The sequence below is a fragment of the Gilvimarinus sp. F26214L genome (genome assembly GCF_054401055.1).
On sequence record NZ_JBTIYG010000001.1, the window covers coordinates 351,083 to 364,794 of the forward strand.

Annotated in this window: 15 protein-coding genes and 1 tRNA gene; 11 read left to right on the top strand and 5 right to left on the bottom strand. The window is 60.9% G+C overall.

What is annotated here, in order from left to right; translation table 11 throughout:
• Window positions 1–270: 270 nt before the first annotated feature.
• Window positions 271–552: a PRC-barrel domain-containing protein gene (locus ACURWW_RS01475; RefSeq protein WP_445615237.1), complete on the bottom strand. Its 282-nt coding sequence runs from the start codon at window positions 550–552 to the stop codon at window positions 271–273.
• 76 nt (window positions 553–628) lie between these two features.
• On the opposite strand from ACURWW_RS01475, the gene ACURWW_RS01480 reads away from it, so the two are divergent.
• Genes ACURWW_RS01480 through ACURWW_RS01515 form a run of 8 tightly spaced genes read left to right on the top strand, consistent with a single transcriptional unit; the run spans window position 629 to window position 7,546 of the window.
• Window positions 629–1,210 carry a Na+/H+ antiporter subunit E gene (locus tag ACURWW_RS01480; protein WP_445615238.1) on the top strand — a complete coding sequence of 194 codons (582 nt, stop codon included), beginning with the start codon at window positions 629–631 and terminating at the stop codon, window positions 1,208–1,210.
• The gene (locus tag ACURWW_RS01485; RefSeq protein ID WP_445615239.1) at window positions 1,207–1,458 is read left to right on the top strand and encodes a monovalent cation/H+ antiporter complex subunit F; all 252 of its coding nucleotides are present in this window, start codon (window positions 1,207–1,209) and stop codon (window positions 1,456–1,458) included. Before ACURWW_RS01480 ends, ACURWW_RS01485 begins: the two co-directional genes overlap by 4 nt.
• A complete protein-coding gene (locus ACURWW_RS01490) occupies window positions 1,451–1,762 on the top strand; it encodes a cation:proton antiporter (protein WP_445615240.1) in 312 nt (103 codons plus the stop codon). The genes ACURWW_RS01485 and ACURWW_RS01490 overlap by 8 nt, the downstream gene beginning before the upstream one ends.
• A gap of 1 nt (window position 1,763) precedes the next feature.
• Window positions 1,764–2,654: a hydrogenase subunit MbhD domain-containing protein gene (locus tag ACURWW_RS01495; protein WP_445615241.1), complete on the top strand. Its 891-nt coding sequence runs from the start codon at window positions 1,764–1,766 to the stop codon at window positions 2,652–2,654.
• On the top strand, window positions 2,651–2,977 hold the full coding sequence (locus ACURWW_RS01500; protein WP_445615242.1) for an NADH-quinone oxidoreductase subunit K: 327 nt from the start codon (window positions 2,651–2,653) through the stop codon (window positions 2,975–2,977). Before ACURWW_RS01495 ends, ACURWW_RS01500 begins: the two co-directional genes overlap by 4 nt.
• Window positions 2,974–4,413, top strand: coding sequence for a complex I subunit 5 family protein (locus ACURWW_RS01505; RefSeq protein WP_445615243.1), 1,440 nt, complete (start codon window positions 2,974–2,976; stop codon window positions 4,411–4,413). Before ACURWW_RS01500 ends, ACURWW_RS01505 begins: the two co-directional genes overlap by 4 nt.
• Complete coding sequence (locus ACURWW_RS01510; protein ID WP_445615244.1) at window positions 4,410–5,915, top strand: complex I subunit 5 family protein; 1,506 nt, start codon at window positions 4,410–4,412, stop codon at window positions 5,913–5,915. The genes ACURWW_RS01505 and ACURWW_RS01510 overlap by 4 nt, the downstream gene beginning before the upstream one ends.
• Window positions 5,912–7,546: a complex I subunit 5 family protein gene (locus ACURWW_RS01515; protein ID WP_445615245.1), complete on the top strand. Its 1,635-nt coding sequence runs from the start codon at window positions 5,912–5,914 to the stop codon at window positions 7,544–7,546. The genes ACURWW_RS01510 and ACURWW_RS01515 overlap by 4 nt, the downstream gene beginning before the upstream one ends.
• A 37-nt stretch (window positions 7,547–7,583) precedes the next feature.
• Here ACURWW_RS01515 and ACURWW_RS01520 read toward each other — a convergent pair whose 3' ends face one another.
• Complete coding sequence (locus ACURWW_RS01520; RefSeq protein ID WP_445615246.1) at window positions 7,584–9,035, bottom strand: NAD-dependent succinate-semialdehyde dehydrogenase; 1,452 nt, start codon at window positions 9,033–9,035, stop codon at window positions 7,584–7,586.
• A 422-nt stretch (window positions 9,036–9,457) separates the two neighbouring features.
• On the opposite strand from ACURWW_RS01520, the gene ACURWW_RS01525 reads away from it, so the two are divergent.
• Window positions 9,458–10,432 (top strand): lipid A deacylase LpxR family protein, encoded by a 975-nt coding sequence (locus ACURWW_RS01525; protein ID WP_445615247.1) that lies wholly within the window; start codon window positions 9,458–9,460, stop codon window positions 10,430–10,432.
• Window positions 10,433–10,452: 20 nt separating this feature from the next.
• On the opposite strand, the gene ACURWW_RS01530 is transcribed toward ACURWW_RS01525, so the two are convergent.
• A complete protein-coding gene (locus ACURWW_RS01530; RefSeq protein ID WP_445615248.1) occupies window positions 10,453–10,950 on the bottom strand; it encodes an MgtC/SapB family protein in 498 nt (165 codons plus the stop codon).
• Window positions 10,951–11,173: 223 nt separating this feature from the next.
• Between ACURWW_RS01530 and ACURWW_RS01535 the strand changes: the two genes are divergently transcribed.
• Complete coding sequence (locus tag ACURWW_RS01535) at window positions 11,174–11,341, top strand: hypothetical protein (RefSeq protein WP_445615249.1); 168 nt, start codon at window positions 11,174–11,176, stop codon at window positions 11,339–11,341.
• Window positions 11,342–11,438: 97 nt separating this feature from the next.
• Here ACURWW_RS01535 and ACURWW_RS01540 read toward each other — a convergent pair whose 3' ends face one another.
• Complete coding sequence (locus ACURWW_RS01540) at window positions 11,439–12,368, bottom strand: DUF4382 domain-containing protein (RefSeq protein ID WP_445615250.1); 930 nt, start codon at window positions 12,366–12,368, stop codon at window positions 11,439–11,441.
• Window positions 12,369–12,414: 46 nt separating this feature from the next.
• Complete coding sequence (gene msrA / locus ACURWW_RS01545; protein ID WP_445615251.1) at window positions 12,415–13,068, bottom strand: peptide-methionine (S)-S-oxide reductase MsrA; 654 nt, start codon at window positions 13,066–13,068, stop codon at window positions 12,415–12,417.
• Between the two features lie 155 nt (window positions 13,069–13,223).
• Here msrA and ACURWW_RS01550 point away from each other — a divergent pair.
• Window positions 13,224–13,300, top strand: a tRNA-Pro gene (locus tag ACURWW_RS01550).
• Window positions 13,301–13,712: the final 412 nt, after the last annotated feature.

A 13,712-nucleotide genomic window follows, 5' to 3' on the forward strand; every position in this document is an offset into this window, starting at 1 on the left:
CTGCGGCCTAACCCAACCTACGCCAACCAACCAGACCCGTAGGTTGGGTTAGCGAAGCGTAACCCAACAAATCGCAGGTTGCAGTGAGCGTCTAATGGATCGCGTCCGGGCGACCGTTGAGGCCGGCCCGAATCAACAGGCGCTTGCCGGGGGCCACCACCAGCGTTGGGTTACGGCCTGCGGCCTAACCCAAGCTACGCCAAACCAACCAGACCCGTAGGTTGGGTTAGCGAAGCGTAACCCAACAAATCGCAGAGTTGCGTTGTGCGTCTAATGGATCGCGTCGGGGCCTCCGTTGAGGCCGGCTCGAATCAACAGGCGCTTCACTGCCGTACTGCCGGGGACCACCACCAGTCCCTGGGAGCGCTGATCCAATCTCATATCCCGCCAACTCAGGCGAACACAAATACTCCCCTCCTCCACATAGGGCCGAACTGAAACATAGTCCACGCGCCCACTGATCGGGTTCACGAGCATGTCATCCACGTGCCCGATCAACTCACCGCTGCCCGTGCAGACGGGTGCATGCATCAATTGACTCGCTGAGTTCACTGCCCCCTCGCTTCTGTTATCTAAATCGCCGGCAAGCCACCCCGGCTTTGCTTACAGGGAGGTGCAGGCAAGCAATATGCAGACCAGAGACACACCCCGCGAATCGGGCCCATGGTCTAACTCTTGCTTTTTCATGCACATGCCCCAGCAAACTTCGGCTACCCGCTCGTCTCCAGCGCCTCGTCGTTTCGGGTTCTGGGTCCTGGCTTACACACCGCTGTGGATTTTACTGGCGGCGGGAGGCGGCTGGATTTTCGGAGCGGCCAGCGTTCTGCTTGCCAGCGCCCTGGCAACCGCACTCGGTCTGCAACCCATGCGCATGCGCCTTGGCCGCTTACCCCTATTTGTGGGGTTTTTCCTGGCTTCTTCCGTCAGCGGCGCCATTGATGTGGCCCGCCGCGCGCTTTCACCCGCGCTGCCTATCGAACCTTCCTGGGAGCGGTACCAGTTCGCCTCGGGTGATCCGCGGATTTGCCTGTTGCTGTCGGCCGTGGTGGGACTTCTGCCCGGTACTCTGGCTGCAAAGGTGGAAGCCGGTGAAATGCACTTGCACGTATTGGATCGCCGCCAACCCTGGCGAGCGACCGTTGAGCAACTGGAGCTGCAATTGCGATCCCTGTTCGATGACCCGACCGGATCGAAGGAGCGCCCGCCATGAGCGCGGTTGCAGTTGTACTGCTGCTTTCCATCATCGCCGGAGTCTGGCGACTGCAACGCGGACCATCCGGTGCAGAGCGCATCCTCGGCGCGCAGATGATGAGCACTACGACCATCGCGCTGCTGTTGGTAACCGCGGAGTGGCAGCAGCAGGATGCACTGCGGGACGTAGCCCTGGTGCTCGCGTTGCTCGCGGCGGTGGTCATAGCCGCGCTTGTGCAACGGCTGCGAGGTACCGGCGATGAGTGAACTGTTGATATGGTTGAGCTGGCCTGCCCTCATCGCCGGGCTGTTCTTCTTCGTCTCCGGATCCGTCGGACTGCTGCGGTTCCCCGACCTGTTCACGCGTCTCCATGCAGTGACAAAGGCGGACACCATGGGGTTCGGCTTCGTGACGCTGGGCTTGATGCTCCGCGCCGACTCGTTGCGCGAAGTGCTTCTCCTGCTGCTCGTCTGGCTGCTGGTGATGGCTTCGGGGACCACCAATTGTCAGTTGCTCGCCCGCTACGGCGAGAGTGGCCACCCTCATATGGAAAACCACCGGAACGGTTGATATGGTCGACCTGATTATTGGCATTCTGTTGCTGGTCCTGGCAGCGGCCAGCGTTTACAGCCACAACCTGTTTGGCAGCCTGGCCCTGTTCGTGGCCTTCGGCATGCTGATGGCACTGGCCTGGGCTCGATTGGACGCCCCGGACCTGGCGCTGGCAGAAGCGGCAATTGGCGCCGGTCTGAGCGGGGCGCTGCTGTTTACAGCCCTGCAGAAGGTCCGACCGAGCGGCCGGCGGGACAGTCGGCCCCACCGGATCTCCGCCTCAGTTCTCGCGCTGCTGATTTTTGCTCTGCTGCTGTACGCTTTGACGCCGACACTGAACGGCCCATCCACTGTTCCGCAGCTAATCCGGGCTGAACTCCCCCGCAGTGGGGTCGACTACGAGGTAACCGCCGTACTGCTGAACTTTCGCGCCTGGGATACGGTGCTGGAAATGGCCGTGCTGCTCATGGCCGTGCTCGGGTTCAGAGCACTGCGACCGACCGGGACGGAAACACCGCCGCCGTGGCCCCTGCTGGCGGCCTGGAGCCGAGTACTCGCGCCAGTGGTTCTGCTCACCGGCGCCTACCTCTTGTGGCACGGAGCCTTCGCGCCGGGCGGAGCTTTTCAGGCGGGCGCGTTGATCGCTGCCGGGGCCGTGCTACTGCGCCTCGGCCACCTTCTTCCTCCTTTGCGCTGGTCCCTCGCTCCTGTCCGTGCAGCCCTGTACGCCTGTCTCATTCTCTTTCTTTCGGTTGCGGCCTGCACCGCCTGGCTGGGCGACGGCTGGCTGACCTACCCCGCGCCTTACGCGAAGGCGCTGATTACGGCGATCGAAGTCTCTGCCACCCTGTCCGTCGCTGCGGCGCTGACCTTGCTGGTGGTGGAAGAAGGCGACGAGTTGCAATCGTGAGCACGGAATTTCTTTATCTCGGCATTGGCGCGGCAATCTGGGCCATCGGGCTGCACGGACTGCTCATGGTGCACCACCTGCTGCGGCGGATTATTGCCTTCAATCTGATGGGCAGCGGTACGTTCCTCGTTCTGGTGGCGCTGGCCGCACGCACTGACCCGCCCGACCCGATGCTCCAGGCGCTGGTGGTCACCGGTCTGGTCGTTTCCATCAGCGCGACTGCCTTCGCCGTTCGCCTGGCCAATGCCCGTGCCCAACACGGATCCGAAGCCGCCCGCAAAGGCGCTGCAATGCAAAAAGGAAGGAGCCCTGATCAACGGTGAATTACGCGCTGCTCAGCCTCAGCCTGCCTTTTGCCGCGGCGCTGCTGCTGGGATTGCTGCAGGGTCTGCGCCCCTTGCCGCGCGCCGCTGGCTTGCTGGTTCTGATTGCCACCGTCCTCAGCCTGGGGGCCGCGGCTCTGGCATTGCAGTCCACCACGGGCGGCGAGGCCCGCCAGTTGCTCACCCTCGGGGGCTGGCCCAGCACCCTGGCCATTCGGTTGTTGCTTACTCCGCTCAAGGCCTTGATTCTGGTTTTCTTCGCGCTCGTTCACCTGCTGGTGGGTTTGTACGCACTGTGCTGCCGGCCTCCGCTTGCGGAGGCTTACTGGCCGCTTTCGGCGTTTCTCCACGCGGCGCTGGTTGCGCTTATCCTCTCCGCGGATTTGTTCAATGTGTACGTGGCCCTGGAGTTTCTCAGCCTGGCGGCCGTGGCCCTGGTAGGACTCAGCGGGCCCCGGGCCTATACGCCCGCACTGATCTACCTGCTGCTTTCGCTGGGCGCCTCCCTGTGTTACCTCATGGGCGTGGCAATTCTTTACGGCCGCTATGGTGTACTGGACATGTTCGTGCTCAGTGACAGCATCCGCGACGAAAGCTCCACCCGCATCGCTCTTTTGCTGATGACTGCCGGGCTGATGCTCAAGGGCGCCCTCTGGCCCCTGCACATGTGGCTGCCGCAAGCCCACACCCACGCCCCCACTCCGGTCAGTGCCCTGCTGTCGGGATTGGTGGTGAAGGGGCCGCTCTTCGTACTGTGGGAACTGTGGAGCAACGTCGCACCCGCGGAGCTGGGGCGGGACATCGGCCTGCTATTCGCGTTGGGAGGTGCAATCGCCCTGGTGGTTGGCGGCTGGTCCGCATGGCGGGCGCCCTTTATCAAGATGCTGGTGGCTTATTCCACCGTAGCGCAACTTGGCTACGCCATGATGGGGCTGGGCTTGCTGCTTTTTCTGCGTGACGGGCGGTACAACGTCGCGCTGTGGCTTTTTGTGCTCGCCCATGGTCTGGCCAAGGTATCCATGTTTCTTGCCGCCGGCGACCTGCAGGAGTCCCTCGGCAGCCGAAGAGTCACTGCCCTGCGCGGAGCCACCCAGACAAGCCCCCTGAGCATGACTGCGTTTGCGGTCGCCGGAACGAGTCTGATTGGCTTGCCGCCCACGGGAGGCTTTCTAGCCAAGTGGGTGCTGCTGGAGCCGATGTTCACCGAGCCCCGTCACTGGCCCTGGGCGTTCGGCGTCTTCCTGGGCACGTTTGTCTCCGCCGCCTATGTATTTCGGGCCGTGGGGCTGGGCTTCTCACGCGCGCCGGGATCTCGCCGGATCCGCCATACGGACCGTTCGGCCCAGTGGTTTGCATTATTGCCCGCCCTACTGGTCTGGGCCATGGCACTGATCGGCGAGGATCTGATTCGCTGGTTGTCGGGAGTCACCCTGTGAAGTGGACCAACGCGCTCCCCCTGCTGGTTGTCCTCAGTTCCCTGGTGCCGGGATTGCTGATCTTCGCTCTGCGCGAGTCCCAGCAAGCTTTGCGTACCACCTTGAACCTTGTGGGAGTGGCGGCCAAGCTGATCCTGGTGGGGATCATGTTGTGGGGCGTCAGCCAGGGCCTCGACTTCCAGTTCCAGCTCCCACTGGTTCCCGACGGTCCCCTGCGTTTGCACGGCGACGCCCTGTCCCTGCAATTTGTTGCCCTGTCGTCCGTCCTGTGGATGGCGACGACGGTCTACGCCATTGCCTATCTGCACTCGTCGCCTTTGCAATCGCGTTTTTTCGGTTATTTCAGTCTCTGCGTAAGCGCAACCGTGGGCGTCGCACTGGCCGGCAATCTGGTGACGTTTCTGTTTTTCTATGAACTCCTGACGCTCACCACCTACCCCCTTGTGGTCCATCGTGGCACCCCCGAGGCGCTGCAAGCCGGACGGGTCTACCTCGTCTACACAATCGGCGGAGGTACCCTGCTGCTGATGGGAACCGCTCTCCTGCATTCCCTGGTTGGCAGCCCGGACTTTGCCCCCGGCGGCTATCTGTACGGTTTGCTGGACTCAGCGCCCGGCACACTCATCGTGGCCTTTGCGCTGCTGGTTACCGGGCTCGGGGTGAAGGCAGCGCTCATCCCCCTGCACGGCTGGCTGCCGCGTGCGATGGTGGCGCCTGCGCCGGTCAGTGCGTTGTTGCATGCGGTGGCGGTGGTGAAGGCCGGTGCCTTTGGCATTGTGCGTATTATCCACGACGTCTTCGGCGCCGAGGTTCTGGTGGAGCTGAATCTGACCCAGTCTCTCATGGGTATTGCCGCTGCCACGATCCTCTTCGGTTCGCTGCGGGCCATGCAGCAGGGAGAAATCAAGAAGCGGCTGGCCTATTCCACTGTCAGCCAGGTGTCCTACATCATTCTCGGAGTGACTTTGCTCGGGCCGCTGGCCGCAGTGGGCGGTCTTGTCCATCTGGTACACCAGGGAGTCATGAAGATCACCCTGTTCTTCTGTGCCGGCGTGTTCTCGGAAACCCTGGGTGTTCACAGTATCCGGGAGATGAACGGCATCGGGCGACGCCTGCCGGTCACCATGTCGGCGTTTACGGTAGGGGCGCTGGGCATGATCGGCATTCCCCCCATCGCAGGTTTCATCAGCAAGTGGTATCTGAGCATGGGAGCGCTGGAAGTGGGGCAACCCTGGGTGGTGTGGTTGTTGGTGGTATCGGGGTTGTTGAACGCTGCTTATTTTCTGCCACTGATCTATCGCGGCTGGTTCGGCGCCGCCCCGGACCACTGGCCCGAGGATCGCTGGACCGGGCAACTTGAAAGCCACTGGATGCTGCTTTTCCCACTGGTTCTTACGGCCGCTCTGGCGTTGCTGATGGGGCTTTTGGCCGGCAGTGCCTTGAGCCCTTCGGGATGGAGCCGCTTCATCATCGAACAGGCTTTCGCTTCGGGGGCCCCATGATCGAGAGCCTCATTCTCATTTTCATACCGGGCGTCCCGGTACTGGCCGCAGCCCTCCTCCTGCTTGGCCCACGCATCATTCCCTGGCTGTGGCTGTCGGGCTTGCCGGCGGTGTTTGTGGCCCTTTTCGCACCGACCGCCTGGCAATTCGAGTACTTGTGGCAGGGCGCACACTGGCAGGCGGCACAAACACCGGAGCGAACCTGGCTGGCGTTTTCAGCGTTGCTGTGGATGGCGGCGGCCGTGTTCGCCATCCGCAGTACGGCAGCGGATGGCCACCGAATCCGGTTCTGGCTCTGCTGGCAACTGGCGCTTGCCGGCAATCTCCTCCTGATCATCGCTCAGGACGCGCTCAGCTTCTACGTGGGCTTTTCGGTCATGAGCCTCGCTGCCTATCCCTTGATCCTCCACTACGAGCGCCCGGAGGCTCGCCGCGCGGGGCGTTTGTATCTGCAGTTGGCCATACTCGGGGAAATGGCGCTACTCGGGGTATTGGCGATGAGAGCCCATGCCGCGGGAGGTGCAACCGCTTTTTCCGTATGGCAGAGCATCCCGGTCGATATCTCCACCACCTTGCTGCTGTTGTTCGCTTTCGGAATTAAGATCGGCTTCTGGCCCCTGCATTTCTGGCTCCCGCTTGCCCACCCGGCGGCACCATCACCGGCGAGCGCGGTCCTTTCGGGCGCCATGATTGAAGCCGGCATTTTCGGGCTCTGGCGCACGTTGCCGGGTGCCGATTCCCTGTTACAGGAGTCAGCCGGCTGGCTGGCGGCGCTGGCCCTGATCACGGCGTTCTACGGAGTGGCGCTGGGATTGTTGACGGACCGCGCCAAGGCGGTGCTCGCCTTCTCCTCGGTGAGCCAGATGGGCTATCTCCTGCTCATCGTGGCGCTCATGTGGCACTACCCGGAACAGGGGCCCGGCCTGGCCCTGCTGCTGGCATTGTTTGCTGCCCACCACGGAGCCGCCAAAGGAGCTCTGTTCCTGGCCGCTGGCCTGCCGCGCCTGCACACGGCGCACTGGATTCTGCTCGCCGTTCCCGCTCTCGCTATTTCCGGACTCCCGCTCACCAGTGGTGCCGCCGCCAAGGGCGAGCTGGAACACCTGCTCGCGCAAAGTCCGTTCGCCCTCGCGGAGGGACTGCTCCCCTTTGCCAGCACGGGCACGGCCCTGTTGCTGTTTCGAGCCCTCTGGCTGCTGCGGCGGGAAAAACAGGGGGGCGACGAGCCATCGATGATGCTTGTGCTCCCCTGGGCCCTGCTTTGTCTGACTCCTCTGGGCTTGCCGTGGCTGCCGCCATTCCAGTCAATGCTGATCCCCACCCTGGAGGCGGGAAAGATCTGGGAGCTGCTCTGGCCCCTGGGCCTTGCGGTTGTAGTGGTGGCACTGGCCCTGCGGCGGGGCTGGCAACGCCCCGCCGGTTACAACTGGACAACGCCGGCGCTGAACCTTTCATTGCGCCTCAAGCGATTGACTCAAAACCCTCCGGTCCCCTACTTCAGGCGCCGCCCCGACTGGCACTGGTGGCGTGACCAGGAGCGTTTATGGAACCACTTCATCAATCGCCGGGACATCGTGTCGGCCAGCCTCTGGCTGCTCTGTTTCGTACTGTTCCTGGGCTTTGTCTGGTAGGTTTTCAGTGCCAGGATTCTGGCAGCCGAACCGGAAATCAAAGGCTGATTGCCATGGTCTGAGTCTCGACGAACTCGTGCAGACCTTCAACGCCTCCCTCGCGGCCGAAGCCCGAGGTTTTCACTCCGCCGAACGGCGCTTCGGGCGTCGGCCCCGTGCCCGTATTGACGCCCACATGGCCGGCTCGAATGCGGCTGGCAACCCGCTCCGCTCGTGCGCTTTGCCCGGAAAATACGTAGGCCGCGAGACCGCGGTCGGTGTCGTTGGCCATGGCTACGGCCTGCTCCTCATCGAAGAAATCGGCGATCGCAATGAGAGGGCCAAAAATCTCCTCCCGACTGCAGGCCATCGCGCCAGTGACACCCCGGAGAACCATCGGCGGAAAGAACGGAGGCTGCGCTTCCGCCAATTCGCCCGGGTCCACGCCCGCTACAGGAATGGCACCCTTGTCCAGGGCATCCAACAGCAGGTTGCGCACCTTGCGGTAGGCCTCGGCATCGATAAGGGGACCCAGATCCACCCCATCGTCCATGCCATTGCCCACCGTGAGTCGTTCCACCTTCTTACCCAGCCGGAGGGCAAATTCCTCACTCACCGAGCTTTCCACAAGCACGCGATTGGCGCAGACGCAGGTTTGTCCCGCAGCACGAAATTTATTGGCAACCAGGTTTTCCACCGCATCGTCCAGATCGGCGTCGGCAAACACAACGAAAGGCGCATTGCCGCCCAACTCAAGTGCGAGGCGCTTCACCTGTGGCGCGGATTTTTCGATCAAGGAAGCCCCGACCTGGGTGGAGCCGGTAAAACTCAACATGGACACCTTGGGATTGCTGCATAGAGCATCACCAATAGGCCCGGCCCTGCCCAGAACAAGGTTGATCTTGCCGGCGGGGAGGGAAAGTTCGGTCTCGAGCAAGGAACACAAGGCAATCACAGTAAGCGGGGTTTTCACAGAGGGTTTGAGCACCGCGCTGCAATCGGCGGCCAGGGCAGCGGCAAGCTTTTTCGCCAGCATGGCGATGGGGAAGTTCCAGGGAGTGATCAGGGCCGCTACACCGACGGGCCGTGGGTAAATTTTCCAACGGCAACTCTTCGGCCGCTCGTGCAACTCCCTGCTTTCCAGCAGGTGCAGGTGCTCAGCGTAGTAGCGGAAAAACCCCGCTGCATACTCCACTTCCACCTGGGCCTCGGGCCAGGGCTTGCCCTGCTCAAGGGTGATGATGCGGCCAAGCTCCTTTTTGTTGTCGCGCAACAATTGGTCAATGCTGCTCAACCAGTGCGTCCGCTCCTTCAGGCTGCTGGATGCGGACAGTGCCGCGCGAGCGGCCTCCACCGCCCGATCCGTTTCCACTCTTCCCATGTTGGGCACCGCCGCGAGCAACTCACCGTCAGCAGGATTGTGGACTTGCACAAGCTCGCCGCTGTCGGCGCCAACCCAGCTTCCATCGACGAAACCTTTGAATTGAACAAGGAGGGGCGAATCAATCATCTGAGCCTCACGTCACTGTGTCTGCAAAGTAATTGCGTGCCATTCGCCAATGTGGTGGCCGCTGAGTCCACCACTCGGCACTTCTATTTTCCTTCAGTTTCAGTCAGGGATGGTATTTGCAAGGGCCACTCCCGTCTCTTCTTCAGAACTGCTCTGGCCTCGGCATGTTGCGAGCAGACGGTCGTCGTGCACGCGCGGGCACGCGCCCGGAATAGAGGGCGGCAACCCCAAGCCAAACGGAACGGTTTCTACAAATTGCCTGTGAATCTTACAGGGATTGTGTCTGGTAAACCGGCCAATCACTGCTGCACGAGGCGCACTTCCGTTCAGCTCTGATGCAGAGTTCAGACCGATGAAGCGCTTTTCGATCGGTCGCACCACCCGCTCAATCAATCTCACATCACGATTCCGGGGAACAATTGATGAAGTCGCGAGCATTGCTTGTTTTCACCTATTCCCTTTGCTGTGCCACACCGGCCCTGGCTGATGACGGTGTTTTCAACCTGGTGTTTGAAAACGACGCCTTCGCGAATACTGACCGCCACTACACGAGCGGAATCCTGTTCGACTACGTGGGGGCGCGGAACGACGCTTCGTCCCGAACCTCGCGATGGGCCCGGAGACTCCCCCAGGTGGAACAGGGTGACGACATCTACCTTGGGTTTCATCTCGGCCATCAAATTTTCACTCCCGACAATACGAGAACCACCGAGTTGATGGAGGACGAGCGGCCCTATGCCGGATACCTTTACGGCGGGTTCTCCCTGACGGCGGCCAACCCACGCGAGATGAATACGTGGAAGGTAAGCGTCGGTGTCGTGGGGCCGAAAGCCAGGGCGGAGGAGTTTCAAACCAGCATTCACAACCGGCTGGGCGTCAACGTGGCTCGGGGCTGGGACCACCAATTGGCGGATGAAACTGTCCTCCAGTTTGATTACCACAAAAGCTGGCGTCAGGTCTGGACCTATTCGCGCAACAACTTCGGCTTCGACCTCATGCCCTATAGCGGCTTTGCCCTCGGAAATGCATTCGTGCATGCCGACCTGGGATTCAGCTTGCGCTTCGGGCGCGGATTGGGGACGGACTTCGGGCCACCGCGCATGCAGCCCAGTCTCCCCGGGTCGAATTTTTTTCGCACCCACAATGGGGGCGGCTGGTATCTTTTCGCCGGCCTGGGTGGGCGCTACGTGGGGCGCAATATATTTCTGGACGGAAATACCCACGAACAGAGCCACAGCGTGGACAAAGTAGAATGGGTGGGAGATCTGCAGGCCGGGTTTGTTGTGAACTCGCCATCCTATCGACTGGCCTACACATTCGTCGCGCGCTCGCGGGAGTTCGAAGGACAGGAAGTCGGCGACAAGTTCGGGTCCATGACCCTGTCTTTCAAGTTCTGAGTCGCAGATGGCGCAAACAATCAGTCCTCCCGGGGCTCCTTGCGAAATCCGCGGACGTGCTTCAGCCGCGACATCAGGCGCAATGTGAGGAAGGTCATCAAACTGACCACCACCGCCACCTCGATCTGTTTCAGCGCCACCGCCATCCCCACAGCACCCGTACTCCACAAGCCGGCGGCGGTGGCCGTGCCGGTCACGATACCTTTGTCCTTCAGGATTGCTCCTCCACCGATGAAACCCATACCGGTTATGAGGCCCTGAATAACCCTCGCCTCGGCTTCTGAGGAGGTCAGTGCCTGAACCCCTGTAATGGTGTAGGCGCAGGCAGCAATCGCAACAAGGGGGAAGGTGCGCAGGCCGGCGGTCCGTTCACTGAGTTCCCGCTCCCAGGCAACCGGAAGCGCCAGCACGTAGGCGGTCAACAAATCAACAAGGTGAGCAATCGCAACAGGAAGGTCCAGATGAAAGATGGCGGCGTCCACGTAGTCAACTCCGGCGGCAGAATTTGGAATCCTCACTAGAGTTCCTGCAATTGCCTCGCCGGACAACGCCTTCCGTGTTGACGCAACTTGCTCCCGCGGCTTTGTTCCGGGCGCACCCATTGTGCGCGCATGTTCTCAGTCGGCCGCCTTCGCGGTCCGGGAACCGCTTCGCAGAAAGGGTACTGGCATGAGTTAAGCATAGCTCCACCTGAACCAGCGCCCTATGGGCGGAATCCACTCAGAATGAAGAGGAATGCTTATGAACCTGTTCAAATACCTTGTCCCCGCCTTTCTGACACTTTTCCTGTTTGGCTGCGACCAGGGCCCTGCGGAACAAGCGGGAGAGGACATCGATGAAGCTGTGGAAGATACCGGCGAGAGCCTTGAAGATGCCGGCGACGAAGCGGAAGATACGTTCAATCAGTAGCGAGGGTTTTCAGTCTGTTCGGCCCAGGCCTTCCGGACCGGAGCCCGGGCAGCGCGGAGAACGCTGCCATCCGGGCCCGGTGCGGCCTCAAAATCCCTCAAAATCCCTCAAAATCAATGGTCGTGGATTCTTCGGCGGTGATGTCGAACTCAATGACTTCGCTAAACAGCATGCTGACTTCATTGTCCAGTTCAGGGTCGTCCACCGAGCCATCGCAGGTAAAAACCGCGTTGTAGCGTCCGCGCGGCAGGAAAGGCGCGGTGAACTCCCATTGGCCGCTGGTTTCCCGCTGCACAAGAGCGGTCGAAACCGGGTCGCCCGAGTCCCCGCGCAGATCCTGGAAGGGAGCCGAGCCGCTGAAGATATAGACGGTGTTGCCTTCGTCATGGTTGACGCCATTCTCGCAGTCCGAGTCCCGAATCAGGCTTTCGTCCACGGTACCCGTCAGAGTGCCACTGCGCTCGGTGCGCACGATTCGCAGAACCGGGTGGAGCTCGTACGCATTATCTCCGCGGTAACGGAGGGATTTGCGCGCGTCGAAGTCGATGGTCAGGTCCAGGTCCGTGTCGTTGTCCACGTTCACATTGAATTCCACCTGTAACCCGTCCATCTCGTCATCCGGTATGGTCATCAGATGACGATCCCCCTCCACGTCTACAAAAAGGCGGGTTTCGTCGAGCAGCAGAGTCAGTGAATCGTAGTCGCCTTCGGGCAGCGAAATATCCAGGATCTCTTCCCGCATGTCGGGCTCTTCTATCAGGTCGAGAAGATCCACTTCCAGGGGACGATCCAGAGTCACCTCCAGGTCGTCAACATCCGCGCGCTGGAAGGAAACACCGGTGATCGTAATGTCCACGCTATCCACACCCGTTGCCGGTGCATCGGCGATCCACAAGCTCAGGTTGCCGTCGCCTCCGCCATCGCCGCTGGAAACGACCCCACGACAAGCGACCATTACCAGCAGACAGAGTGCCGCCAGCAAAATATTTCGTTTCCACGACACTTCCCGTGCAAATGATGCCCTCATGCTTCCATCCGTATGCCGTTGCAGAATGTGATTACGCTACCCGAAATCAGGCGGGCGGATAGCACACGCCAGTGCCACCCAGCCCGCAGTAACCCTGCGGGTTTTTGGCAAGATACTGCTGGTGATAGTCTTCGGCGTAGTAGAACTGCTCCAGGGGCCGAATCTCGGTAGTGACCGGCGAATAACCATTCGAGGCGAGTGCTTTCTGAAACGCCTCGCGACTCTCCTCGGCCTGGCGAGCCTGTTCAGCATTCAGAGTGTAGATGGCCGACCGGTACTGTGTTCCCCGATCGTTCCCCTGCCGCATCCCCTGGGTGGGATCATGGCTCTCCCAGAACGTTTTCAGCAGGTCCCGGTAAGTGATCTGCGCCGGGTCGAAGACCACCAACACCACTTCAGCGTGGCCGGTTCGGCCAGTACAGACCTCTTCGTAATGTGGGTTCGGTGTCAGTCCACCGGCGTAGCCGGCGGCCGTCGAAAACACCCCGGGAAGTTGCCAGAAGCGGCGCTCGGCGCCCCAGAAACACCCGAGCCCAAAGACCGCCTGTTGCAGGCCGGCAGGAAAAGGCGGTTGTATCGGATTGTCGTTGACCATGTGCCGGCTACTGACCCGCACGGGATCGGCCCGGCCCGGCAACGCCGCATCCGCACCTGGCAGTTGAGATTCATGGGAGTGCCACACAGGATACCTCCGTTCCATTAGCGACTCCGGGTGCGGCTCAAAATTCCGGTGGGCCCGGTGGTCTCACCCGAGAGCAAAGAAAATTTCGTCTGCGAATCTTAACACTGCCCTGCCATTTACAGTACAATGTGCGCCTCGCGAAAACAGCACAGCGTGTTCGCGATCTCAAATGTCGGAGCGTAGCGCAGTTTGGTAGCGCACCTCGTTCGGGACGAGGGGGTCGGAGGTTCAAATCCTCTCGCTCCGACCAATTTCCTTCCCGTGTCTTCCTTCCTTTTACCGCCCAACAGTTGCCTCAGAGCAGTGCTGCTGCCCGAGCTGGGGTCTTCCGGTCTGCGTGATACGACCGATTTTTCGACGAATTGAGCAGAATTCCAACCCAACTGCGGGGAATTTCAGCGATCCGTGTCGCCTCAACCTGCCTGAAACATTTTCCACAATAACTGTGGATAAGTTAGTGGATAGTTGTTGGGAAACAGGGCGGGAGGCCTGTAATTTCAGGCCTGTCTACAGATTGTATAAAATTTGTTCTTTATAAATTTATTCTTAAAAAACAATAGGTTAAGAATGTCAATCACCCGGGAGAAAAATCAGTCCCCACGGTTGCCGCCGGATCGCAGGACTTCGACCGATGTGTGCATAAAAAGTTAGTAGGCAGTAAC